This is a genomic window from Pseudoalteromonas mucoides (assembly GCF_049257175.1).
Classification (GTDB): Bacteria; Pseudomonadota; Gammaproteobacteria; order Enterobacterales; family Alteromonadaceae; genus Pseudoalteromonas.
This window is the reverse complement of record NZ_JBMMUC010000012.1, coordinates 130,202-154,002: the sequence shown is the minus strand read 5'-3', so window position 1 is coordinate 154,002 and position 23,801 is coordinate 130,202. Positions and strand designations below refer to the sequence as shown.

Below are 23,801 nucleotides of genomic sequence, written 5' to 3'. Positions count from 1 at the left end.
CGAGCTAAAAATGGTACAAAGTTTGGACAATAATAAAAACATTGAATCAAACTATGTTATTAAGGTTATTAACCAAGCCACTGGCTTGGTTAATATTATTTAGTAGCTATGCACATGCTACGAGCGATTATCAATTTAATTTACCTGAGGCAACTTTGCAGCAGCGCTTGCTTGATGTTGCAACGCAAAGTGGTTGGCAGCTCAGTGCCGCAGCGTTACCTGAGCAAACGCTATTAACCCCATTACAAGGGCGCTTTAGTTTAGAGGAACTACTGAATAAAAGCTTTGAAAGTAGTCAGTACCAATTTCATTTAGACCCACAACAGCAGCGAATTTTTGTAACATTCACTATATCTGAAAAAGAACATGATTTTGAGCGGATCATCGTAACGGGTGTCAGTGGTAAAACCCGTAATATTTTAAACTCTTCCATTTCAATTACTCAGTTATCTACTCAACAGCTTGAACAACACACCCCCTACTCTAGCGCCGAAATTCTAAAGGAGGTTACCGGCTTTTGGGTTGAAGATTCCGGCGGTGAAACCAATAATAATGTATCGCCACGGGGACTTAGAGGCGGTGAAGGGTTTCGTTTTATTAGTTTAATGGAAAATGGATTACCTATTACTTACGATGGTATTTGGAGTGACTTTTTTTTACGTCCTGATCTCACTCACCAAACAATTGAGGCTGTACGTGGCGGTAGTAGCGGTATTTTTACCCTTAATGGCCCAGCGGCCATGGTTAACTATATTACCAGACGAGGTTCTGATCTCCCTTTTAATTTAGTTAAATTTAGCCACGCTCTTAATTATGATTACAGCAGATTAGACGCTGTATTTAGCGGCCCAATTAATGAAGAACTTTTTTATAGTCTTGGTGGTTTTTATCGTACCTCCAATGGCATTCGCGAGCCCGGTTTTAACAGTGACTTGGGTGGCCAGTTCAGCGCGCAAATAAGCTGGATAAGGGATGATTTTGAGTTAGACCTAAGCTTTAAACATCTAAACGATAAAACCAGTTTTTATGCGCCCTTAGTCATGCAAAACTATAACAACATTAAGCAGCTGCCCAGCCTCCCTTATGATTACGGCACCTTATTAAGTGATGATTTGCAATATTTAGACTTTCACACCCCTGAAGGGCAAATAAAACGGGATTTAGAAGACGCGCAGCAAAGCTTAATGAACAGCTATACTGTGCAATTTAAAGGCATTTTATCAAAGCAGTGGCATATCGATAACAATGCTCGGTATTCAAACCTAAATAACCAGCTTTATACCTTAATGAATTTAGGGAATGAGACTATTATTGATGCTACCAGTCGCTTAGGCGCAGAAGATGTAAATACATTCATCAATGATTTTCCTAAATCGAATGTGCAAGCAAAGTACCTGCGCAGCGCTGATAATACTCTGATCCAAGACCCGTCTTTGCTCAATGACAACGGTCTTATCACATCGAGCTATCCTTTGTATTCGCGCTATAAGCAACAGCAATTTATTAATCATTTTAATGTCAATTATTACCAACCGCAGTGGTCGCTCAGGCTAGGCCATATGTATGCGCATAATAACTTTAATTCATTACCACTGGATCAGTGGCTTGGGCAAATACTGACCGATGTACAACATCAACCACAGCGCCTTGATATTGTACTGGTAGATGAACAAGATAATATTGTCGCAAACTTCACTGAGCAGGGCTTTTTATCTTACGCGGGACCGGTGTATTTAACAGGCCAAGGAAAATCACGTTCGCATTCATTGTACGCCAGCTTTGATTGGCAAATATCCGATAAGCTGAGGATTGATTTTGCCCTCAGAAATGAACAACTCACATTAACCAGTAGTACACAGCAAGGCGAAATTGGCCAAACAAGCACAGCCAAAGACTATTACTCACATTACTCTGCCAATAGCTCATTTAGCGATTCTTTTAATCAAAACGCTGTTAGTTTTGGCGCTAACTATCAAATTAATGAACAGCTGGCGGTATTTACTCGCTACGCAGATGCGTTTGAAATGCCACGTTTAATTAACTATGGCAATGCCCGTGGTTGGGCAAAAGACGCTGAGCAACGCAATAAGCAACACTTCGGCCAACCGATAAGTTTAACCTTAACTGAAATGGGCTTACGCTATCATGCAATGCACTGGCAATTTAGTGGCACTTTGTTTGATACTAATTTTGATCCGCTACCGTTTACCGTCTATCGGGGGGCTGCAAGCACACAACAAGCTGTGTTGATCAACACACAAACCCAAGGGCTAGAGTTTGAATACGACTATCAATTTAATCAAGCTTGGCAATTTAAGGCGATAGGTGTATGGCAAGATGCGGGCTTCTATGGCATTCCAACGCAATTGCCGCAAAGCGAATTTAATGGAAACCAAATAACTCGCACACCAGAGCTGCAACTACGCCTGACGCCAAAATACCAAGCAGGGTCTATAACCGTCGCCGTTACGTGGTCTTATGTGGGTGAGCGTTATTCGGATATTGCCAATCAATTTGCACTCCCTAGTTATCAAAGTTGGGATATGTTTGCTGAGTTTATATTTAATGAGCAACTAAGCGCACAGCTACAAGTAAAAAACCTAACTAATACGCTAGGTTTAACGGAAGGAAATCCAAGAGATGATTTAACTCATCAAGAACCATTATTTTATGGCCGACCAATATTTGGCCGAACCATAAAATTAGCTTTAAGTTATCAGTTTTAGTTACTCAGGCCAGTCTTGTAGGGCTTTTAAACTAAATTCATAACCATCGAAGCTCAATACACTTTGCTCAGGGGTAATTTCTAACACTTCAAAATCACCGAAGCGATCGCCTTCATACAACTCTCGATTGTTTAGCTTTATCCAGCGCTTTTCTACCGAAGAAGAATAAATATGAGCTTGATATTTAATACTGGGCAAAATAGCTAATAAACCATCTGGTAGAAGCTCAACAGGCTGCGCATAAGATGAGTTTTTAGTCCCTTGCGTTACTTGATGTGTAGGTGTTTGCTCTGTGTCTTTAATTGCGCGAGCAAACGCATTTTTGAGCTCACTGGGCACAGAATCTAACTCATCATCGCTCACAGTGGCAGGCTTTTTAACTGTGTTAGGTTCACCAATAGGCTTACCAAGCACTTTATATTTACTTAAATCCACATTGCTTGAACTCGTATTCGCTGCTTGTTGAGCAAGTTGTGGCTGTTGATTCACCATCGCTTGGTACTGTGGCGCAGGTGCATTGTAAACTTGCTGATAGCCATTTGGCGTTTGTATAAGCACTGGTTGATTCTGCGGGTAAGTAGGTACTGAGTTAACAGGTACTTGAACCCATTGATATTGCTGAGCAGGTTGCAGGCTACCTTGAGGCATTACGTGCGCCGCAGATTGGTTAAGCAGCGATGCGCCCCCTGTCTGAGAAGGTGTTGTACTCTCTTGTACAGGTTTTTCCACAACACTAGCAGTTACTTGCTCTACTTTGGGTTTTGCTTCTTCTTGCTGCTTAGGTTCTGCTACCTCTGCTACTTGAGCATCATTGAATTGTATAGTGTCAGTTTGTAGCCACTTTCCAATCATAAAACCAGCAACTAAAGTTAACCCTAAAGCCAACACTACACCGAGCGATAGTGCAATAAAACGGTAGCGTTTTAGCTCTTGTTGTTGCTTAAGCTGCTGAGCACTTTGATCATAAGCAGATGCTTCATCATGATGTTCAGATTGTTTTAACGCATCTAATAAATACGACATAATTTACCACTACTAAAAAATAAACGACAAGCCAATACCCATACCAAGCACAGCAAGAAAACCTAAAGGTAGTAACCAATTAATAGAGCTTTGTTCAGTCTTTAACTCACTTTTAATGGCACTAGGGGGTAATGCTTCCTCTGCTGATCGCATGACTATATCGCTGTCTATCACCATGAGCTGCTTTGAAAACGCGCCCATTAAACAACGCTCACATAATAGGTTCACTAATCGAGGAATACCTTGGGTCGCAACATACACTGTTTTTATTGCATCAGGTGAAAACAATGCCCGTTCACAACCAGCCACATACAAACGGTGTTTAATATAGGCAATTGTTTGCCCCTCAGTAAGCGGTAACAAGTGGTATCGCGCAGTGATCCGCTGTGCCAACTGGCGCAACTCATTACGCTTGAGCAACGCTTGTAATTCAGGCTGACCCACCAACACTATTTGCAGTAACTTTTTATGATCTGTTTCTATATTAGTAAGGAGTCTGAGCTGCTCAAGCACATCAGGTGATAATAACTGTGCTTCATCAATTAACAAAATAGTATGGCCACCTGCTTGATGGTTCGCTTCTAAATGTTTTTTGATGGCATCAGTTAAGGTTTTTAAGGTGGCATTTTGCTCATCATAATCAATGGCAAACTCATCACAAATGCTGGCCAATAATTCTAGCTGCGACAAAGCAGGATTATGGATCAAAGCCACTTGGGTATTTTCTGGCAGTTGCTCTTGCAAGCTACGGGTAAGGGTAGTTTTTCCTGTGCCCACTTCACCTGTTAACAACACAAAGCCACCCGCTTCACCTAAACCATAGGTTAAGTGAGCCAAAGCCTCTTTATGGCGTTCGCTTAAAAACAAATACTGTGGGTTTGGCGCGATTGAAAATGGTTTTTCCGACAAGCCAAAATAGCTTAAATACACCCTGAATTTCCTTACTGAGTAAATCAGCGCCTATAATGGCAAAAAAACACACTAAGTGAAAACCTTGTTAGCGTTTTATTGGTTAAATAACGTAAAATAACTTGAACAGTTAATTTTTAGGTGAATTATGCAGGTTTATTTGGTCGGTGGTGCAGTACGAGATGAACTTCTTGGACGCAAAGTAAAAGAGCGTGATTACGTTGTGGTGGGAGCAACTCCTGAGCAACTTTTGCAACAAGGATATCAACAAGTCGGAAAAGACTTTCCTGTATTCTTACATCCAAAAAGTAAAGACGAATACGCCCTTGCCCGCACTGAACGTAAACAGGGCCAAGGTTACACTGGGTTCGTTTGCGAATTTTCTGCCGATGTAACACTAGAGGATGACCTTCGCCGTCGTGATTTAACTGTTAATGCAATAGCCAAAGACGATGATGGTCATTTAATTGACCCATACGGTGGCAAGCAAGATTTAGATAATCGCATTTTACGTCACGTATCAAGTGCTTTTAGTGAAGATCCGCTGCGAATACTAAGAGTTGCCAGATTTGCCGCTCGCTATCATTACTTGGGTTTCACCATTGCTGACGAAACACAAAGTTTATTAAAAAGCATGGTCGCTAATGGTGAATTAACAACACTCACACCAGAGCGTATTTGGCTTGAATGCGAAAAATCGCTCAGTGATGGCGCGTTTGCCGAGTTTTTACAGGTACTGGCTAATCTCGATGCGTTGTCGGTTATTAGTCAGGCATTGGCAGCACAGTGGAATAATGATATTTACGAACAACTGCAAGCCCGTTTTCAATATGCATATAAACATGCGATTACTGAGCCTAGTTTGTTATTTTGCCAAGCAACGAGCATTCTAAATGACAATGAAATAAATACTTTAGCAAAAGCGATTCGATTACCAAATGACGTGCGAGATATGGCCTTGTATCTACAGCGCTATAAAACAACTTTAAGTAATCAAGCTATCGATGCCTCGCAGTTACTTACGACCTGTAATCAATTAGATTTATGGCGTCGCCCGGAGCGATTTAGTGCGTTATTAATCGCTTTAGAAATTGCTAACTGTGGGCCTGTTACTAATTATACTGCGCTCATCAATGCAACCAAAGATGCAAGGGCTATTAACCCGCAACAATTTATTGCCCAAGGTGTGCAAGGAGCACAAATAAAAACCGCGCTAGAGAACGCGCGGCTTGAAATTTTCAAAGATTATTTTAACTAACGTAAATACTGGCTAACTATTCTTCATAACGGACAAAACGCAAATAAACATTTGAGGCTTTAGCATGCAAGCTGTTAAGGCCTCTATCAAAAGTATATACCCAAGCAAAACTTGGATCCGTCACGTTTGATGTATTTGTCCAATAGTTGTCGTTTTTACTACCAATAAAAACGTCTTCATTAATACTTGGCGTTACACATTTATGCTCTAAAATACTCGCCAGCTCTTTAATATTTGGCACTTGCCAATCATCATAATTACCGGTACGGTCATTAACTGATGCTCTAAGCGCTTCTTGCCAAGTCGTTTTAATTGCGCTGTTAGTACAGCTTTTGGTATCAGCATCATAGCTTTGCCCGTAACTGCAAGTTTGCCACATTAATCCCGTAACACTATCGCTGACTGTACCATCAGTATTTAGCGTAAAACGGGTACTTGGTGTAGTTTCGCTAATCGAATCATAACAGGTCTTAGCTGCCAAGATTGAAGGTGTAAATAATAGCGTTAGTACTAATAAAGCTTTCATTGCGTGCCCCCCGCTGTTCTCACTAATCGTACAAATGCAGTTTTACTTTTTGGATAAGCTAAATCGTTACCATTACTCATGTCGATAATATAAGCCTGCGACAAACTCGTACCATCAGCTGCGGTTTGCGATGTCCAATAAGGTAGGTAAGGCGCCTGAGTAAAGGTATTTTGACTGGGTGTATTAGGGAAATAGTCATCATCTAACAGTAATGATTGCCCTTGTTTACCATAATCTAATAATGTCATTAATTCTGTATAAGTTGGCACTCGCCAATTAGTACCACCACAATAATCAAGTCCATTTACAGCATCAACATAAGCTTGCAAACCGCAATTAGATGTACTTGGGCAAGTGCTATTAGCAGCCCCTAAGCTACTCCCTGTTTGTACGCCGTTATTATCGTTTAAATACCAAGTATAATGATTTTGCCCTTCTCTTAACTGAGTATTTGGCACCGTCCCTGTATTTTGCGCTTTCACTTCCCAAATTAAGCCTGTGACATTATCGCGTACACAGCTAAATTCAGATTCAGTGTCAGGCAACTCATCAGCAAATTCATTAAGTTTAGTAAAATCGAAGGCATGCTCACCTGCCCCTACTTTATCGATATGTGTATCAACCACACTATCACGGCCAACCGCTGCATCTTGACGTGGGAAATCAGGACTAGTACAAGCAACTTCTTGCGTATGGTTGTAACACTTACCCATACCCGAGTCATTAATCAACCCAAGCGGTTTAGACTCGACAGTAATATTCACAGAGTCAGTATCAGTACGTCCTTTGCTATCGGTCACAGTCACTTCAAAAGTTAACGTATTGATTGCGTCAGTATTGGGTGCAGTGAAAGAAATAATGCATTGCCGTTGGTTAGCTAAGGTTGCATTGCCAGTCAATTGTTGCCAATAACATGAGAAGGTATCAGTGACTGTTTCACTTGAGGTCGCATCTAAAGTTACTTGCTCCACTTCAATTACAGTTTGATCAGCGCCAGCATTTGCAATCACTACTTCATCTGTTTTATTTAGAATATGTGTATATTCTGTGCTGTCTTCACCGCCTTCATCATCTACAACGGTTAGCTGCCAAACTAAAGTGGTGTTTACATCGAGTAAAGGGTGAGTAAAGCTGATGGTGTCATTACTAGCGCTATCAATAACCATTGATGGTCCAGAAAGCTGTAGCCAGCTGTAGCTATTGATTGCCCCGTTTTCATCAGGGTCAATGGATGTTTGAGCGCTCAAAGTAATGGTATCGTTATAATCTGATGGCAATTCAGTTGGCGCTGTTTGCGTCACTATTGCTTCTGGGAGTTGATTATTTGACGCTATTTCTATTAAAAGATCGTCACTGACTAGAGTACCATCTGCTGTCTGATAATTAACACGTAATACAAGCTCGCTGTCTGCTTTAATATCTGGAGCAGTCAGTGTTTGCTCAGCGCCGTCAGCGGGTAGGCCGTCAATACTCGGGCCGCTCACTCGCTGCCAGGTAAATGTACCATCGGCTGGCGAGCCTAATGCCGTAACTGTAAATTCAATTTTTTCAATAACTTGTTGATCAACTCCAGCATTTACTGAAGTGGCAACTTCAGGGTTATCATTACCGCCCCCCGAACCGCCACACGCACTTAACAAAGAAATAATCGGTAATATAACGAAAAGCACTCTCATGCACTGCTTCCTCATCTACATTAAAAAATTTTGCAGCACAAATACTTAACGCTACATTCTTAAGCTTGATAGTAAGCAACAACAGTGCCAATTGTTTAAGTAGTGTTAAAGGTAACTATCTTGATGGATACGTACAAAAAGTTTAGTGCCTACTTTACTGTAGTCTATTTTGTATTCGCGGCCATCTAAGGCCTGGATAAACAGCAAACGCTTTTCTTCACCAAATACATCTACTGAGCTTATATAAACTACTTCTAAGTATCGCTCTTTTGCCTCACGCCGATTTTTTGGCAAATCTTCTTTAAACGGCTCAAGACCATTTTGCGTTACTTTTATTTTTGGGTGAGTTTCAGAGTTTACGATCACTAAATCGAGTTTTTTCTCTTTATGGATAATTGTATTTCTGCCACTTTTGATAAATGATCTTTCTTGACTCATCACTTTATCCTACTAACGTCTACTTAGGCGTTTTTAGCCCTTTAATTGAGATTGAATAAACTGCTTGGGATTTTGTCGCCACCTATTAAGGTTATGACTAAAATCCCAAATACTTCGATCTAATACACTCGCAGGTAACAGCAAGTCATACCCTGTTAATTGCTGCAAATGGCGCATTCTATTTGCGAACATTGCAATTAGTCCATTAAAGTTGTGACCATTCAAAGAGGTATAAAAACTATCTTCTACCAACCATTCTGATGGGCAATTACCATTTTTGCAATGTTTTTGCACTGCCTGCATAAATAAGTGTCGCTGTTCTATCAATAATTTACCCGCAAGCCTTGGTGAAATATGCATTAAAAACTCATCACTATCATTAAGCTTAATACCCACAGCATTTAACTCAAGGTACTCTAACCCGTGCTCAACTTTAGGAATACCACTATGATGCAAATTTTCTCTATTGAGAGACCAAAAGCCATACTTATGATGATATGTAAGTAGTTGTTCAGTAATAATTAAACTATAAAATGGTTCTTGTGTCTTCAAAAAACCGACAAATACAGCGGCTAAACATAAGCTAACTAAAAATATCTCGATAATGCTAATTGTTCCCGGTCTTAGCAAGTTGAACAACATAATAAACGTCAATCCAAATGCGCCCACGAGTAAAATTTCAATGCCATGCGCAGCACCTTGCGCCCGGAGTTTTAAAAGTAAGTTTGACTGTTCAACCATGACGATAAAAAACCATATAAAAAACAAACATAATTATAGCCCATATTATTAATTTGCGAATTTTCATACAATGTGGGCAGTCAGTTTTAAATTTCATAACATACATTTCCCTTTACAAAACAGGAACAAGCAATTTATTAACTTATATTTACGCCAAACTGACATATTTATGAGATACGCGACAACTTTTTTACGGGGTTATTTTGTACACTATAGCTAATTAATCTTCCGGTAAAAATCAGATGTATTCAAAGCAATCAGGCAAGGCGCTATTTCCGTTTATTATTACTCTACTCTTAGGGTTATGTGTTTATCTTTATTTACCCAGTAGCCAAGGTGAGCAATTAGGCTATACCCCCGCTGCTACACAAGTAACAGCACATACCGTTGCAAGTGAAGAAAATGCTGTTTTAATTGAGGCTATCGGGAGTGCTCGCGCTAATCAAGCAATATATATAAAAAGCGCACAAAATGATTATGTAACTGATATATTTTTTAATGATGGTGACCTAGTCAGTAAGGGCCAAAAGCTAGTACAACTTCAGTCACAACAAGAAGAATTAACCGTTAAAGAGCTCGCTATTAATTTACGCGAAGAAAAACGCCAATTAGAACGTTTAACTGAGTTATCACGCTCTCAAGCAACCGCTAAATCACTATTAGAAGAGCAGCTTTCACGAGTTGATGCCACGCAGACACAGTTAGAAAATGCTAAAACCAAGTTAGCTGAAATGACTATCAAGGCACCTTTTTCAGGGATCTTAGGCAAACGCCAAATATCTATCGGTGCTTATGTCAGTAACACCACGATTATTACCAGCTTAGACGATATCAGCATAATAAAAGTTGATTTTAAAGTACCTGAAAAATATTTAGCACAGCTTTCTCTTGGTATGAAAGTCATGACGCAAAATGATGCTTATCCTGAAAAAACCTTTACTGGGAAAGTAACTCATGTGAGCGCCCGAATTGATGCAGTTACTCGCAGTGTTGAAGTAACGGCTAGTTTTTCTAATAAATCAGGCCTTTTACGCCCAGGCATGTTACTAAACACTGCGCTACAACTTAGCTCAGATCAAGCGATGATGGTGCCAGAAAAAGCGGTAATCCCACAACAAGATAAACATTATGTTTTCCAAATTGAAGATGGCGTAGCAACAAAAGTAGAAGTACACGTAGCAGGGCGTCATAACGGTTGGGTAGCAATAGATCAAGGGATCAGCAATGGTCAACAAATTGTGACTGAAGGAATTATAAAAATTCGTTCAGGCAGTAAAGTAACAGTGAAGGGGTAACCTGTGAAAATTACTGATACAAGCGTCAAACGCCCCGTTTTTGCAATCGTTATAAATTTATTATTACTTACCTTCGGTTTGGTCGCATTTTCTATGCTACCACTACGTGAGTACCCAGATATTGAATCCCCTATAGTAAGTGTAAGCACTGAATACACTGGTGCCTCTGCAGAAATAATTGAAACTAAGATCACCCAAGTACTTGAAAACCGTATATCAGGGATTGAAGGTATAAAAAGCATAAACTCATCAAGTAGAAACGGCCGTTCTAATATCACTATTGAGTTTAACATTAGTCGTGATATTGATGCTGCTTCAAACGATGTACGAGAACGTGTTGCCCGTGCCCTAGACAGCTTACCAGAACAAGTTCGTCCACCTGAAGTATCTAAATCTAACAGTGATGAAAGCCCTATTGCTTGGTTTGTATTAAATAGCGACACTATGGACTCATTACAGCTATCTGATTACGCACAACGCTTTATTGTCGATCGTCTTGCTGTTGTTGATGGTGTATCTAATGTACGTGTCGGTGGTGAACGTAAATACGCCATGAAAATTTGGCTAAATCGCCAAGCCATGGCTGCACGCGGAATTACCTCAAGCGATATTGAAGACACTCTACGTACAGAAAATGTTGAGCTGCCAGCCGGTGAAATTGAGTCTATTGACCGTGACTTTACCGTGCGAACTGCCCGTAGTTATAAAGATCAGCGTGACTTTAAAAACCTTGTTATTAAACGTGGTGATGACGGGTATCTGGTTCGTCTTGGAGAAGTTGCTGATGTCCATTTAGAGGCCGCAGACGACGAGAGCTTATTCCGTGGTAATGGCCGTAATATGATAGGACTTGGCATTGTAAAACAAGCCAAAGCCAATACCCTCACAGTTGTTGATAACGCCCGAGCTGAGCTTGAAAAAATCAAGCGTAACTTGCCTGAAGGTACAACCATTCAAGATAGCTATGACTCATCTGTCTTTATTAAAGAGTCAATTAATGAAGTATATAACACGCTTGCGATTTCAATGGCCCTTGTAGTACTTATAATCTTTATCTTTTTAGGTAATATCCGCGCAACCTTAATTCCTGCTGTTACAGTTCCTGTTGCATTAGTAGCAAGCTTTATGTTTTTACTAGCTATGGGTTACTCTATCAACTTACTAACTTTGCTTGCACTTGTGCTTGCGATTGGCTTGGTTGTAGACGATGCCATTGTAATGCTTGAAAACATTCACCGTCGTATAGAGCTTGGAGAGCCTCCTCTATTGGCGGCCTACCGAGGTGCTCGTGAAGTTGGCTTTGCTATTATTGCCACCACACTCGTACTTATTTCGGTTTTCGTACCTTTAGTATTTATGGATGGGCGTATTGGTGCTCTATTTACTGAATTTGCTATGGCCGTAAGCGCTGCGGTATTTTTCTCTAGTATTACGGCTTTAACGCTCTCTCCGGCTTTGTGCTCTAAAGTATTAAAACACTCTGATAAGCCAAGTAAATTTAACCAAGGGATGGACCGTTTATTCAGTAAAATAGAACAAGGCTATCAAAACTCACTGCGCTCAAATATGACCCGCTCTGGTGGCCTGACATTAACTTTATTGCTTGCTGGTTTTGCTAGTTATTTATTGTTCCAGCAAATACCATCAGAGCTAACCCCTAAAGAAGACCGTGGTACCTTCTTTATAATGATGAGCCCTCCTGAAGGCGCAAGCTATGAGAACAATGCTGCTAATATGGCAAAGATCGAAGAGCGCTTAATGCCCTACTCTGAATCGGGAGAGCTTAGCCGCGTTCTAATTCGCGTTCCTGGCTGGGGCGGCAGTGGCGGTGTTGCTATTGTTGGCATGGCTGATTGGGATGAGCGTAAACGTTCAACCTGGGAAGTAATGGATGAAATCAGTGGTAAAATGACTGAAGTCACCGATGTACGTGCCTTTGCTATCATGCGACGCGGTATTGGCGGAGGGGGGTCCTCTCGACCTATCGAATTTGTACTACAAGGTAACGATTACGATCAATTAGCTGATTGGCGCGACCGTATAATTGAACGCGCAGAGAAAAATCCAGGGTTAGTGCGTATAGACCATGATTACAAAGAAACGTTTCCACAATTCTTAATCAGTATTGATAAAAACAAAGCAGCCGATTTAGGTGTGTCTGTGTCTGATGTTGGAAGCACTCTTGAAACAATGCTTGGACAACGTCGTGTTACCACCTTTATCGATCGTGGTGAAGAGTACGATGTCATTTTGAAAGGGACTAAAGCTGATTTTGCAAACCCTACCGATATTTCAAATATTTATTTAAAATCACGCAGTGAGGAATTGGTCCCACTGGATAGCTTAATCAGCCTAAAAGAAGAAGCAACAGCATCACGTTTGAATCGCTACAACCGTATGCGTGCGATAACATTAAGTGCAAACCTTGCTGAGGGTTATACGCTCGAACAAGCGCTTAACTTTTTAAATAAAGTCGCTGCCGAAGAAAATGATATTGATGGTGCGATTGATTATAAAGGTGAGTCACAGTTATTTTACGAAGGGGCTTCTGCAATGACCTATGTGTTTATTTTAGCACTGACGGTCACCTTTTTAGTGTTAGCAGCTCAATTTGAAAGCTTTATGCACCCATTTGTAATTATGCTCACAGTACCACTGGGCTTAATGGGCGCCATGTTTGGCTTATGGGCGGCAGGCCTTACGCTTAATATTTATAGCCAAATCGGCATCGTCATGTTAATTGGTTTAAGCGCTAAAAATGGTATTTTAATTGTTGAATTTACCAATCAACTGCGTGATAAAGGTGTTGAGTTTAGTGAAGCAATTGTACAAGCAGCAAGTCAGCGCCTGCGCCCTATTATCATGACATCACTCACCACAGTAATGAGCGCAGTGCCATTGGTACTTGCATCAGGCCCCGGCGCTGAGAGCCGTATGGTAATTGGTGTGGTTGTATTTACTGGGGTTATCGTCGCTACAGTACTGACATTATTTGTTGTACCAGCAGCATATTATGCATTAGCTCGTAATACGCAATCACCTGAGTTTTTACAGCAAAAACTTAACCAACAAGAAGCAGACAAACCACTCAAAGAAGAACTTTAAGCGATATTCAGCGCTGATATAATCATATATCAGCGCTTCTCTTTTGTTTTCAAGAAATAAAAAACCACCTTACTCGTTCTTCTGATAGGCTAGGCATATTCGCTATTTAACGTTTTATGGAGTAAGTAATGAGCAAAGCAATTGAAACGGCAACATTTGGCGGCGGTTGTTTTTGGTGTATTGATGCTGCATTTAGGCGCGTGGAAGGCGTTACTCATGTAAGCTCAGGCTACACAGGGGGCGAAACTGATGAACCAACTTACCAACAGATATGTACAGGCCTAACAGGGCACGCAGAAGTGGTAAATATTGAATTTGATCGCTCTCAAATAAGCTATGAGCGCTTATTAGCTATGTTTTTTACCTTACATGACGCAACGCAATTAAACCGCCAAGGTAACGATGTTGGCACACAATATCGCAGTGTGGTGTATTACCACAATAATGAGCAGCGTATCCAAACCATAGATTACATTACTAAACTACAAAGCCAGATACGTGAAGAAATAGTCACTGAGGTAAGCCCTGCAACCACTTTCTACCCAGCTGAGCAATATCATCAAGACTACTATGAGCAAAACCCAGAACAAGGTTATTGCAGCATATTAATTGCACCCAAGTTACAACGTTTTGAAAAAGACTATAAGCAGTTTTTAAAAGGCTAGATGCTCAAATAAATAATAAAGCCCGTTGTGGATTAATCCATAACGGGCTTTATATTTAGGGGGGGTGATTAACCAAAGTTCAGTCCACTAGATGTAGTTAAAACTGATAGCTTGCACCGACAAAGAACTGTCGTCCTGCTGCATTGTAACCAAGTAATTCACCGTTAGCGGCAAACCCAGTACCTGCCGTAAAATATTCTTTATCTGTAATATTCTCAATTCGAGCCTGAAATGATAATTCATCCAATAATTGATAATTTGCAGCTATATTGAACACTGTATAAGCTGCCAATTCAGTATCATAATAAGCGATTGATGGGCGCGAAGAGCGGTATTGCATTGCGATATTAGCGTCAAAATCGCCCCAGCTTTTGCCAAGGGTATAATTAAATGTTTCAGATGGTCTGCGCGGTAAATCTGTATTAGTTGTTTCATCTTTAGCGTCTAATAAGCTTAAGTTGATGTTATGTTGAAATCCAAAACCTTCAAAATCAGCTGATAACTCAACACCTTGCATAGATACTTTATCAATATTAGTTGCTACATACTTACCAGTGTCTGCATCATACTTGTTGTCGATTAAGTTATCGATCTTATTGTCAAAAATAGCAATATCATAACGACCCCATTGCGTATCTATAGTAACGCCAAATTCATTATTAACTGACTCTTCAGGTTTAATATCATTGTTTGGTAAATACCATGGGCTATCAGTGACAAATGCATTAATCAGTGATGGCGCTCTAAAAGCCGTGCCATGACTTAAACGTAACGTAACATACTGGTTTGCTTTATAACCTAAAGCTGTTGTATAGGTGTTTGCACGGCCATGAAAGTCGTAATCATCGGTTCTGACTACTGCATTACCTAACCAAGTTTCATCATCGTAAAATACACCTACAAAGAGAGCATTGTTATCGCGCTCTTGTTCAGATGATGTAGCTGAGGATTCAGACAAGTCTTCGTTTAAAAAATTAACGCCACCGGTAAGCTCTACGGTGTCTGTTAGGGCATACAAACCACTGTATTCAAACTCAACACGTTCAGTACTATAAATTTGCTCTACATTTGTGCCTGTTTGAATATTTTCTTCTTGTGAAATACTCACAGAGGCACTTTGGGTATAAATAGCTGAGCTTTGGTTCCAACCTAGTTGTGCAGTGTAGTTCTCAAAATCATAGGCATCATTACCAAAAGCGTTATCATACTCGCCTTGGCCTTCGCTATACTGACTTAGTACACTAAATTCACCTGCACTTTCAGTTCGATAAGCTAAGTTAAAGCCTACATTTTTATTAGTATAGCCGTCGTCATCATGATCTTTAGTGACTGGTAGTGATGGATCTTTACCTGTTACATCATAGCCATCGGTATCTTCATAACCTAAGTTGTAATTAAAAGTAACGGCGTCTTTTACAACCCCACCTGCTAATTGATAGTTTTCATAACTATCACTACCCAATGTCGCAGATAGCGTATTTCGGCTAGCCTTACGAGTTATAATATTAATAACACCAGCAATTGCATCCGAGCCATAAATAGCAGCTCTAGCCCCTTTAACTATCTCTACTCGTTCAATGCTGTTTACAGGTATATTGGTCAACGACACACTACCAGAGCTTGCGTCACTGACTCTTACGCCATCAACTAACACTAAGGTATATTTAGCACTCGCACCACGAACAAATACATCGGCCTTTTGGCCAAAACCGCCATTGCGTACAACATCTACACCAGCAATCGTGTTTAATATTGACGGTAGGTCTCGGTAATTATTTTTTTCAATTTCAATACGCTCGATAACATCAACGGTAGCCAGCGTATCAGTAATTGATTGCTCAAATTTATTTGCTGTTACTGTAATACGTTCAATTGGTTGCTCTGCTGACACAGAAAAAGATAACGCAGCAGCGATTGCTACGCCTAGAGTAGATTTAGTTAGCATGATATCCCCTGACCCGTGCCCACCGCACAAGTAATAGTAAGTTTGTTTCAAGGCCGGTCTCCGGACTCTGTGCTTTAAAGCACATTACCGTTGCGGGGGCAGTGTTGGGATTATGTTCATCATGAGCATGCACCAACTTCCCGATTATCCTGCTACAAATTTCAATACCTTGAAACCTATACTGATGTATTTAGCAAGCACCTTGAAAATAGGTCGCTATTGTGAATATTTTAAGGATAAATGTCAATGGACGGCTATACATCTAAAGCTAAATTAGCGAGTTGGTTATTTCTTATAAAAGGCGCGAGTTGGCGAGTTGGCGAGTTGGCGAGTTGGCGAGTTGGCGAGTTGGCGAGTTGGCGAGTTGGCGAGTTGGCGAGTTGGCGAGTTGGCGAGTTGGCGAGTTGGCGAGTTGGCGAGTTGGCGAAAAATAGTAGCATGACTTTACTTTAAAGCAACTACATTCGAACTCATTCTTATTTTTTAATACTAAAAAACAAAAACCGCAACAAGTGCGGTTTTTTATGATTTATTTTAGCTTTTTAACTTATAAACCAGCACGATCTTTAATTACTGGAATAAGTGCAGAACCGCCATGGCCATTTGATTCAGCCCAGGCTATATCGGCACCATCTGATAATGAGCTTTTAGATAGATTTTTAACTACATATTCACCCGCATCAACTGCATTACTAGCAATTGCATGGCGTAATAAATTGTTACCGTTACATAAAACTGCATCATAAATATTACGAATTTTTACACGAGAGCTTTTTAGCTTACTGCGAAGACGGTTTTTATCGTCTGCCGCGATATACTCACAAATTGACACAGCTAATTGATCATCAGCTTTAACCGGGGCGCTAAAAGCCACCGAACCAGAAATAACAGCAGTAACAACTAGCAATGTTGATAATTTAACCATTTGACACCCTTGAGTAATACTTTTTACCTACGCTTGTTGGTTATTATTGTACCAATCTATAAGTTTAAGCGCAATAATGTTACTCAACTTTATCCAAGGTTACGAATTTATACTGATGTAAATTCTTATCATCAGGGTTATTAATTTGCTCTTCAACCACCTGCCAATTAGCAACTTTTTCATAGTCAGGAAACTGAGTATCTCCTGTAACATCAAGATTTATAAAAGTTAAATACAGTGTGCTTGCTTGTGATAAAAACTGCTGATAGATATTTCCACCACCAATAATCATCACTTCCTCACAGTCTTTAACCAGCAATAACGCTTCTTCTGGCGATGTTACTACTTCAATCCCTTGCGCACTGTATTGAGCATTACGACTAATAATAATATTTTTTCTGCCTGGCAATGGACGACCGATCGACTCAAATGTTTTACGACCCATGATCACTGGCTTACTCATAGTCACACTTTTAAAATGCTGTAAATCAGCAGGTAAATGCCAAGGCATTTTATTATCTTGGCCAATAATACGATTGTTCGCCATGGCTGCAATCATTGAAATCTTCACAGTAATCACCTAATACTTTATAACTAAACAAGAAAAAAGGAGCATCAGCTCCTTTTTAAAATCTATACGCTACTAACGTTCGTAGACAACTTCAACATCATAGTCATCTTCGTCCCAGTCTTCCCAATCATCATCATCGCTATTTTTAGTTGCATCTTTATGGTAGGTATCCCACTTAAATTCAACTTCTTCATCTTCGATTGGTACAAACTTCTCTTTAGGCATACTATCAAGTAACGCCATGATATCGTGACAAAGTGCTTGTGTATTTTGCTTATTAACAGCTGAGATACGGTAAATATTTGTTTCTTCACCTAGCTCTTCTGCAATTTGTTCACACAATGCTTGTGCTTCATCTTCTGGAAGTAAGTCAATCTTATTAAACACCAACCAGCGCGGCTTCTCTGCAAGTTTAGGGCTATATTGATGTAACTCATTAATAATGGCAAACGCATTATCAACAGGACTAGAACCATCAACAGGCATTATGTCGATAATATGTAGTAATACACGGCAACGCTCTAGATGTTTTAAGAATCGAATACCTAAGCCTGCGCCATCTGAGGCACCTTCAATTAGACCTGGAATATCAGCAATAACAAATGACTTATTTGCATCTGGACGTACTACACCTAAGTTTGGTATTAGCGTCGTAAACGGGTAATCAGCTACTTTTGGTTTTGCAGCAGATACACTGCGAATAAAGGTTGATTTACCTGCATTTGGCAAGCCAAGTAAGCCCACATCAGCAAGTAGCATTAGCTCAAGCTTAAGCATACGCACTTCACCAGGTGTGCCTAATGTCTTTTGACGTGGCGCACGGTTAGTACTTGATTTAAAACGTGCGTTTCCTAAGCCATGAAAACCACCTTTAGCCACAACTAAACGTTGGCCATCTTGTGTTAAATCACCTAAAGATTCCTGAGTATCAACGTCTGTTACACGCGTTCCTACTGGCACTTTAATATATAGGTCTTCACCTTTTTTACCGGTACAGTTACGACTTTGTCCATTAGTACCACGTTCAGCACGATGGAAGCGCTCAAACTGATAATCGATCAAGGTATTTAAGTTTTCATCTGCTTGTAGATAAACACTGCCACCATCGCCGCCATCGCCGCCATCTGGGCCACCATCTGGGACATACTTTTCACGACGGAAAGACACGATACCACTGCCACCGTCACCAGCTTCTGCGCGAATTTCTACTTCATCTACAAACTTCATGATTACTCACTTTAGGATTGGCTTGTTAATTACTCTATTATATACCCAAGTGGCCTATAGAGCACACTATGCGTAAAAACACTTGGGTATATATTCTTTAAGCTTAAAACAAAAAACCCCGCAAAGGCGGGGTTTTTTAAGAACCGGCTCTGATTACTCAGATACGATGCTTACGTATTTACGGTTTAAAGGACCTTTTTGTTCAAACTGAACTTTACCATCTGCTTTTGCGAAGATAGTGTGGTCTTTACCGATACCTACGTTTGCGCCAGCGTGAAAACGAGTTCCACGTTGACGTACAATGATGCTACCCGCTAGAACTGATTCGCCACCAAAACGCTTAACACCTAGGCGTTTGCTTTCTGAATCGCGACCGTTACGAGTACTACCAGCTGCTTTTTTATGTGCCATTTCTAAGTACCTCTAATTAAGCGCTAATGCCAGTGATTTTAACTTCTGTGAACCATTGACGATGGCCCATTTGCTTACGAGAATGCTTACGGCGTCTAAATTTAACAACCTTAATTTTCTCACCGCGACCATGTGAAACAACCTCAGCTGTTACTTTACCACCGTTTACGAACGGTACACCGATCTCGATTTTCTCACCATCAGCAACTAAAAGTACTGAATCAAATTCAACTGCTGCACCAGTTTCAACGTCTAATTTCTCAAGACGAATTGTTTGACCTTCAGTCACACGGTGCTGTTTACCACCACTTTGGAAAACCGCGTACATAATTAACTCCGTCTGTGCGCCCTCAAATCGACGCAACTAAAATATTCTTCAATAGGGCGCGAAGTTTACGCTAATGCGTAAAAACTAGCAAGCCTGTTTTTTAATTAAATGAATAAAAAATAGCTGCGTTGAGAGCAATTCAATATTTTCACCTATTTTATATTAAATTACCGTTATGCCAAGCGCTTTTTAACACATGGTGACAAATAAATTACAGCTTATGCAAAGTCATCATCAGAATAAAAAATAACCATGTGAATTATCGCTATTTTTAACTTTCCCCTAGCGAAACGAGTTAAAAATGCACTTTAAACCTATTTTTTCAGTGAATTGTCACAAAATATCGAGCGGACGCGTTTTTTGTTGTACAATCGGCTGCGTATACCCATTAAAATTGGCTCGGAGATCAATGGATATAAAAGCTATCCAGGCGTTAATCGAAAACGATATGAATGACGTCAATCAACTTATTCACACACAAATGCGTTCTGATGTCGCGTTAGTTAATCAACTTGGCTTATATATAGTAAACAGTGGCGGCAAGCGCGTTCGCCCTATGTTAGCTATTTTAGCAGCGAGAGCACTTGGCTATAAAGGTTCAGATCACATCACTTTAGCGACCATCGTGGAGTTTATTCATACCGCAACCTTATTACATGATGATGTTGTTGATGAATCAAACCTGCGACGCGGTACACCCACTGCGAATGCTGAATTTGGTAATGCAGCCAGTGTGCTGGTAGGTGACTTTATTTATACTCGCTCATTTCAGCTCATGGTGGGTATAGGCAAGATGCAAGTCATGCAAATACTCGCAGATGCAACCAATGTCATCGCTGAAGGTGAGGTATTGCAATTAATGAACTGCAATGACCCAGATACCAGCGAAGACAGTTATATGCAGGTCATCTACTCTAAAACAGCAAAGTTGTTTGAAGCAGCTACAGGACTTGCTGCCGTTATAACAGAACAAGACGATACGGTTCTAAAAGCACTCAACCTTTACGGTATGCATTTAGGTACTGCATTTCAATTAGTAGACGATGTACTTGATTACAATGCTGACGCTGAACAGTTAGGCAAAAATATTGGCGATGATCTCGCTGAGGGTAAACCTACCCTGCCACTTATTTATGCAATGCAGCAAGGCAATGCAGAGCAGGTTCAGCTAATCCGTGATGCCATAGAACACAGCAACGGCATGGATCACTTAGAGGCTATATTAACAGCGTTACGAGAAACAAACGCATTAGAATTTACTATGAATAAAGCAGATGAAGAAGCCGATAAAGCCATAGCTTGTTTATCTGTGTTAGCTGATTCACCTTATAAAGAAGCGTTAGTTAGCCTAGCCCGTATTGCGGTTGACCGAAACCACTAAAAACACGTATTACAATATATAACACTTCGAGCATAAAAAAAGCCTGCAAAAGCAGGCTTTTTTATTACCACCAACTACTTGGCAGTAATAACAAGATTATGCATTGATGAAATCAACACCCTCTTGAATGTCTTTTTTCAGTGTATCTAACATGTCGTTTTTAGCTTGTTGCTCAAACGCACTTAGCTCACCATAAGAAAGAATTTCTTCTACGCCGTTTTTACCTAAACGTACAGGGTGTGCAAAGTATTCTGCATCACCATCTTCAATAGCTACGTAAGCGTAATCTACAACGTCTTCACCTTGTAAGCCCTTAACTAGAGACATGCAAAAACGAGCTGCTGCAGCACCCATTGATAATGTAGCTGAACCGCCACCTGCTTTAGCATTTACTACTTCAGTACCTGCATTTTGGATACGTGGAGTAAGAGCAGCAACTTCTTCATCAGTGAAAGTAACACCTTCAACTTGAGAAAGTAGAGGTAGAATAGTTGTGCCTGAGTGGCCACCAATTACTGGTACTTTTACAGTTGCAACATCAACACCTTTAAGCTCAGCAACAAATGCTTCTGAACGAATTACGTCAAGCGTTGTAATACCGAAAACACGGTTTGCATCATAAGTACCCGCTTTTTTGAATACTTCCGCAACGATTGGCACAGTGCCGTTTACAGGGTTAGTGATGATACCTACTAATGCTTTAGGGCAGTTAGCAACAATACCTTCAGCTAATGTTTTGATGATTCCAGCATTTACGTTGAATAAATCAGCACGATCCATACCTGGCTTACGCGGCATACCAGCAGGGATAAGTACAATATCACAACCAGTTAACGCTTGATCTAATGCGTCAGCACCAAAACCTGCAACTTTAACATCTGTTGGGATGTGAGAAAGGTCAACAGCAACACCAGGAACAACTGGCGCAACGTCATATAGTGATAACTCAGAGCCAGCTGGTAAACCTGTTTTTAATAATAAAGACAACGCTTGACCGATACCGCCTGCAGCACCTAATACAGCAACTTTCATGGGAATTCTCCGTAATTTAAGGTAGAAAATATTTGTGGCACTAAGATAAAGAAATTAGCGCCTAAAAACAAATTTATCCTGCTTATTTTGCATATAATTTCGACCATAGTTGTAAATAAACTGTTCTATCGACAAAAGTATACCTCAAACAGCGACTTATTAGCTCTATTCACTAATAAAAACAACTACTGCATAAATATTCATTTTTGTGTAGAATTTAGGACATCAAACAACAAAGCAGAAAAATGACATGCAACCACAAGATAAGCAAGAAGCGTTAGTTAAAGCCTTTAAATCACTTTTAAAAGAAGAAAACTTTGGTTCTCAAGGCGAAATTGTTGATGCCTTAAAAGAGCAAGGCTTTGATAATATAAGCCAAAGTAAAGTCTCACGCATGTTAAGTAAGTTTGGTGCAGTACGAACCCGTAACGCAAAACAAGAAATGGTTTACTGCTTGCCTGCAGAAATGGGTGTACCCACAGCAAAAAGCCCGCTACGCCAGCTGGTTATTGATATTATGCATAACGAAATGATGATCATCATTCGTACCAGCCCAGGTGCCGCCCAATTAATTGCTCGTTTGCTCGACTCTTTAGGTAAAGCCGATGGCGTGTTAGGCACCATTGCTGGCGACGATACAATATTTATTGCACCAGCAAAAATATCTGAAATAGATATCACACTAGAGCGTGTACGCATCTTATTCGATACCGTTTAAAGTTGTTTTAAAAAGTTAATTGATGGGGCGAAAAAAGCAGAGCCCATATCGGCTTGCGTAAAGTCGAGCCAATGGTCGTAGCAATCGCCCTGCCCTAACCTACTTTTTAATACTGTTTCAAATGCATCGCCTTGCGCTGCACAGCTAATCGATAAAACTCCTTGCTCATAAACATCACCATAAGGCATGCTTTGGCTTAACAATAAAGCCTGACCGTGCTCATCTTTGAGCTCAGTACGTACCGCATGGCTAGTATCAACGCTAGGCTCTAATAAGTTATTATCTAACCGAGTACGACCCATTATTTGTTCTTGCTCATTGAGCGATAAATGCTGCCAAACACTTAGGTCATGTTTATAACGTTGAACATGGATATAACTGCCTTGATCTTCAAAATGCCCAGGGTTACTTACCAACGCCGTAACACGCTTTTGTCGGCCATGGGGAGTATTTCCACCTAAAATAAAGCCATTGAAATCGCGACCATCTAAAAACCGAAAATTACGCACTTGTTCAACTAATTCAACATCAGGAGCGAACAACTGCAGTATTTGTAACGCAAAAAGGTGGTTTACATCTTCTCGATCAGAACGTATTTGTACAAACAAATCAAAAGGTTGAGCCCCCATCACATGATCGTTATGAGTAATATTAGGAAAGCTTTGAAGTTGACTTGGAATAAATTCAGGTAATATATGCGGCCAGTACTGTGCACCTACAGCAACAAAACTAGATAGCATTGATTCTGAAAATTGATCGGCAAACTCATCCTGAATAGCACTAACTCGCTTTAATTTTTTGCGTAGCGACTCATCATGACCATCAAATACATTAAAAAACAAATGCAAACCGTGTAAGTTTGCTTCAGCACAAATCCCTGATTGCGCTTGCGCCATGGAAC

The 23,801-nt window shown here is 40.4% G+C and carries 22 protein-coding genes and 1 riboswitch; of the genes, 8 read left to right on the top strand and 14 right to left on the bottom strand.

Annotated elements, in window-relative coordinates; all coding sequences use genetic code 11:
* Positions 1–53 precede the first annotated feature (53 nt).
* A complete protein-coding gene (locus tag AAEU30_RS14350) occupies positions 54–2,726 on the top strand; it encodes a TonB-dependent receptor (protein ID WP_421961070.1) in 2,673 nt (890 codons plus the stop codon).
* On the opposite strand, the gene AAEU30_RS14345 is transcribed toward AAEU30_RS14350, so the two are convergent.
* On the bottom strand, positions 2,727–3,749 hold the full coding sequence (locus AAEU30_RS14345; protein WP_421961069.1) for a general secretion pathway protein GspB: 1,023 nt from the start codon (positions 3,747–3,749) through the stop codon (positions 2,727–2,729).
* Positions 3,750–3,761: 12 nt separating this feature from the next.
* Positions 3,762–4,679, bottom strand: a complete 918-nt coding sequence (locus AAEU30_RS14340) for an ExeA family protein (RefSeq protein WP_421961068.1) — start codon at positions 4,677–4,679, stop codon at positions 3,762–3,764.
* A gap of 127 nt (positions 4,680–4,806) precedes the next feature.
* Here AAEU30_RS14340 and AAEU30_RS14335 point away from each other — a divergent pair, with 127 nt between their 5' ends.
* Positions 4,807–5,916, top strand: a complete 1,110-nt coding sequence (locus AAEU30_RS14335) for a tRNA nucleotidyltransferase/poly(A) polymerase-related protein (protein WP_421961067.1) — start codon at positions 4,807–4,809, stop codon at positions 5,914–5,916.
* A 16-nt stretch (positions 5,917–5,932) separates the two neighbouring features.
* Here AAEU30_RS14335 and AAEU30_RS14330 read toward each other — a convergent pair whose 3' ends face one another.
* The 4 genes from AAEU30_RS14330 to AAEU30_RS14315 form a co-directional block, all read right to left on the bottom strand.
* Positions 5,933–6,442, bottom strand: a complete 510-nt coding sequence (locus AAEU30_RS14330; RefSeq protein WP_421961066.1) for an Lcl C-terminal domain-containing protein — start codon at positions 6,440–6,442, stop codon at positions 5,933–5,935.
* Positions 6,439–8,118: an Lcl C-terminal domain-containing protein gene (locus AAEU30_RS14325; RefSeq protein WP_421961065.1), complete on the bottom strand. Its 1,680-nt coding sequence runs from the start codon at positions 8,116–8,118 to the stop codon at positions 6,439–6,441. Before AAEU30_RS14325 ends, AAEU30_RS14330 begins: the two co-directional genes overlap by 4 nt.
* Positions 8,119–8,223: 105 nt before the next feature.
* Positions 8,224–8,556: a hypothetical protein gene (locus tag AAEU30_RS14320; RefSeq protein ID WP_421961064.1), complete on the bottom strand. Its 333-nt coding sequence runs from the start codon at positions 8,554–8,556 to the stop codon at positions 8,224–8,226.
* Between the two features lie 33 nt (positions 8,557–8,589).
* Positions 8,590–9,297 carry a DUF2982 domain-containing protein gene (locus AAEU30_RS14315; RefSeq protein ID WP_421961063.1) on the bottom strand — a complete coding sequence of 236 codons (708 nt, stop codon included), beginning with the start codon at positions 9,295–9,297 and terminating at the stop codon, positions 8,590–8,592.
* A 242-nt stretch (positions 9,298–9,539) separates the two neighbouring features.
* Between AAEU30_RS14315 and AAEU30_RS14310 the strand changes: the two genes are divergently transcribed.
* The 3 genes from AAEU30_RS14310 to msrA all read left to right on the top strand — a co-directional run bounded on the left by AAEU30_RS14310 (position 9,540) and on the right by msrA (position 14,362).
* On the top strand, positions 9,540–10,592 hold the full coding sequence (locus AAEU30_RS14310) for an efflux RND transporter periplasmic adaptor subunit (RefSeq protein ID WP_421961062.1): 1,053 nt from the start codon (positions 9,540–9,542) through the stop codon (positions 10,590–10,592).
* 3 nt (positions 10,593–10,595) lie between these two features.
* Positions 10,596–13,697, top strand: coding sequence for an efflux RND transporter permease subunit (locus tag AAEU30_RS14305; protein WP_421961061.1), 3,102 nt, complete (start codon positions 10,596–10,598; stop codon positions 13,695–13,697).
* A gap of 128 nt (positions 13,698–13,825) precedes the next feature.
* A complete protein-coding gene (msrA, locus tag AAEU30_RS14300; RefSeq protein ID WP_421961060.1) occupies positions 13,826–14,362 on the top strand; it encodes a peptide-methionine (S)-S-oxide reductase MsrA in 537 nt (178 codons plus the stop codon).
* 97 nt (positions 14,363–14,459) lie between these two features.
* Here msrA and AAEU30_RS14295 read toward each other — a convergent pair whose 3' ends face one another.
* Entirely contained in the window at positions 14,460–16,307 is a 1,848-nt protein-coding gene (locus tag AAEU30_RS14295; RefSeq protein WP_421961059.1) for a TonB-dependent receptor domain-containing protein, read from the bottom strand.
* 34 nt (positions 16,308–16,341) lie between these two features.
* A riboswitch (cobalamin riboswitch) is annotated at positions 16,342–16,494 on the bottom strand.
* A 59-nt stretch (positions 16,495–16,553) separates the two neighbouring features.
* On the opposite strand from AAEU30_RS14295, the gene AAEU30_RS14290 reads away from it, so the two are divergent.
* Positions 16,554–16,760, top strand: coding sequence for a hypothetical protein (locus tag AAEU30_RS14290; protein WP_421961058.1), 207 nt, complete (start codon positions 16,554–16,556; stop codon positions 16,758–16,760).
* A 94-nt stretch (positions 16,761–16,854) separates the two neighbouring features.
* On the opposite strand, the gene AAEU30_RS14285 is transcribed toward AAEU30_RS14290, so the two are convergent.
* The 5 genes from AAEU30_RS14285 to rplU all read right to left on the bottom strand — a co-directional run bounded on the left by AAEU30_RS14285 (position 16,855) and on the right by rplU (position 19,769).
* Positions 16,855–17,232 carry a DUF3718 domain-containing protein gene (locus tag AAEU30_RS14285; protein ID WP_087531063.1) on the bottom strand — a complete coding sequence of 126 codons (378 nt, stop codon included), beginning with the start codon at positions 17,230–17,232 and terminating at the stop codon, positions 16,855–16,857.
* 79 nt (positions 17,233–17,311) lie between these two features.
* Positions 17,312–17,803: a type 3 dihydrofolate reductase gene (gene folA, locus AAEU30_RS14280; protein WP_421961057.1), complete on the bottom strand. Its 492-nt coding sequence runs from the start codon at positions 17,801–17,803 to the stop codon at positions 17,312–17,314.
* A gap of 72 nt (positions 17,804–17,875) precedes the next feature.
* Entirely contained in the window at positions 17,876–19,030 is a 1,155-nt protein-coding gene (gene cgtA, locus AAEU30_RS14275) for an Obg family GTPase CgtA (RefSeq protein WP_087531065.1), read from the bottom strand.
* A 153-nt stretch (positions 19,031–19,183) separates the two neighbouring features.
* Positions 19,184–19,441: a 50S ribosomal protein L27 gene (gene rpmA / locus AAEU30_RS14270; RefSeq protein ID WP_087531066.1), complete on the bottom strand. Its 258-nt coding sequence runs from the start codon at positions 19,439–19,441 to the stop codon at positions 19,184–19,186.
* 16 nt (positions 19,442–19,457) lie between these two features.
* Positions 19,458–19,769 carry a 50S ribosomal protein L21 gene (gene rplU / locus AAEU30_RS14265; protein ID WP_004587921.1) on the bottom strand — a complete coding sequence of 104 codons (312 nt, stop codon included), beginning with the start codon at positions 19,767–19,769 and terminating at the stop codon, positions 19,458–19,460.
* 409 nt (positions 19,770–20,178) lie between these two features.
* Between rplU and ispB the strand changes: the two genes are divergently transcribed.
* A complete protein-coding gene (gene ispB / locus AAEU30_RS14260) occupies positions 20,179–21,150 on the top strand; it encodes an octaprenyl diphosphate synthase (RefSeq protein WP_087531068.1) in 972 nt (323 codons plus the stop codon).
* Positions 21,151–21,246: 96 nt separating this feature from the next.
* Here ispB and mdh read toward each other — a convergent pair whose 3' ends face one another.
* Positions 21,247–22,182, bottom strand: coding sequence for a malate dehydrogenase (gene mdh, locus AAEU30_RS14255; RefSeq protein ID WP_290210148.1), 936 nt, complete (start codon positions 22,180–22,182; stop codon positions 21,247–21,249).
* Between the two features lie 250 nt (positions 22,183–22,432).
* On the opposite strand from mdh, the gene argR reads away from it, so the two are divergent.
* Entirely contained in the window at positions 22,433–22,900 is a 468-nt protein-coding gene (gene argR, locus AAEU30_RS14250) for a transcriptional regulator ArgR (RefSeq protein WP_421961056.1), read from the top strand.
* Here the strand turns inward: argR and AAEU30_RS14245 are convergent.
* Positions 22,897–23,796 (bottom strand): Dyp-type peroxidase, encoded by a 900-nt coding sequence (locus AAEU30_RS14245; protein WP_421961055.1) that lies wholly within the window; start codon positions 23,794–23,796, stop codon positions 22,897–22,899. The two genes, argR and AAEU30_RS14245, sit on opposite strands and share 4 nt — an antisense overlap.
* Between the last annotated feature and the right edge of the window lie 5 nt (positions 23,797–23,801).

Excerpts from the sequence above, each read along its gene's own strand:
- AAEU30_RS14310 (WP_421961062.1), top strand. The coding sequence starts at position 9,540 with ATGTATTCAAAGCAATCAGGCAAGGCGCTATTTCCGTTTATTATTACT.
- msrA (WP_421961060.1), top strand. The coding sequence starts at position 13,826 with ATGAGCAAAGCAATTGAAACGGCAACATTTGGCGGCGGTTGTTTTTGG.
- AAEU30_RS14345 (WP_421961069.1), bottom strand. The coding sequence starts at position 3,749 with ATGTCGTATTTATTAGATGCGTTAAAACAATCTGAACATCATGATGAA.
- AAEU30_RS14245 (WP_421961055.1), bottom strand. The coding sequence starts at position 23,796 with ATGGCGCAAGCGCAATCAGGGATTTGTGCTGAAGCAAACTTACACGGT.
- AAEU30_RS14350 (WP_421961070.1), top strand. The coding sequence starts at position 54 with ATGTTATTAAGGTTATTAACCAAGCCACTGGCTTGGTTAATATTATTT.
- mdh (WP_290210148.1), bottom strand. The coding sequence starts at position 22,182 with ATGAAAGTTGCTGTATTAGGTGCTGCAGGCGGTATCGGTCAAGCGTTG.
- AAEU30_RS14330 (WP_421961066.1), bottom strand. The coding sequence starts at position 6,442 with ATGAAAGCTTTATTAGTACTAACGCTATTATTTACACCTTCAATCTTG.
- rpmA (WP_087531066.1), bottom strand. The coding sequence starts at position 19,441 with ATGGCACATAAAAAAGCAGCTGGTAGTACTCGTAACGGTCGCGATTCA.
- AAEU30_RS14285 (WP_087531063.1), bottom strand. The coding sequence starts at position 17,232 with ATGGTTAAATTATCAACATTGCTAGTTGTTACTGCTGTTATTTCTGGT.
- cgtA (WP_087531065.1), bottom strand. The coding sequence starts at position 19,030 with ATGAAGTTTGTAGATGAAGTAGAAATTCGCGCAGAAGCTGGTGACGGT.
- AAEU30_RS14295 (WP_421961059.1), bottom strand. The coding sequence starts at position 16,307 with ATGCTAACTAAATCTACTCTAGGCGTAGCAATCGCTGCTGCGTTATCT.
- AAEU30_RS14325 (WP_421961065.1), bottom strand. The coding sequence starts at position 8,118 with ATGAGAGTGCTTTTCGTTATATTACCGATTATTTCTTTGTTAAGTGCG.
- ispB (WP_087531068.1), top strand. The coding sequence starts at position 20,179 with ATGGATATAAAAGCTATCCAGGCGTTAATCGAAAACGATATGAATGAC.
- AAEU30_RS14290 (WP_421961058.1), top strand. The coding sequence starts at position 16,554 with ATGGACGGCTATACATCTAAAGCTAAATTAGCGAGTTGGTTATTTCTT.
- rplU (WP_004587921.1), bottom strand. The coding sequence starts at position 19,769 with ATGTACGCGGTTTTCCAAAGTGGTGGTAAACAGCACCGTGTGACTGAA.
- AAEU30_RS14320 (WP_421961064.1), bottom strand. The coding sequence starts at position 8,556 with ATGAGTCAAGAAAGATCATTTATCAAAAGTGGCAGAAATACAATTATC.
- argR (WP_421961056.1), top strand. The coding sequence starts at position 22,433 with ATGCAACCACAAGATAAGCAAGAAGCGTTAGTTAAAGCCTTTAAATCA.
- AAEU30_RS14315 (WP_421961063.1), bottom strand. The coding sequence starts at position 9,297 with ATGGTTGAACAGTCAAACTTACTTTTAAAACTCCGGGCGCAAGGTGCT.
- AAEU30_RS14335 (WP_421961067.1), top strand. The coding sequence starts at position 4,807 with ATGCAGGTTTATTTGGTCGGTGGTGCAGTACGAGATGAACTTCTTGGA.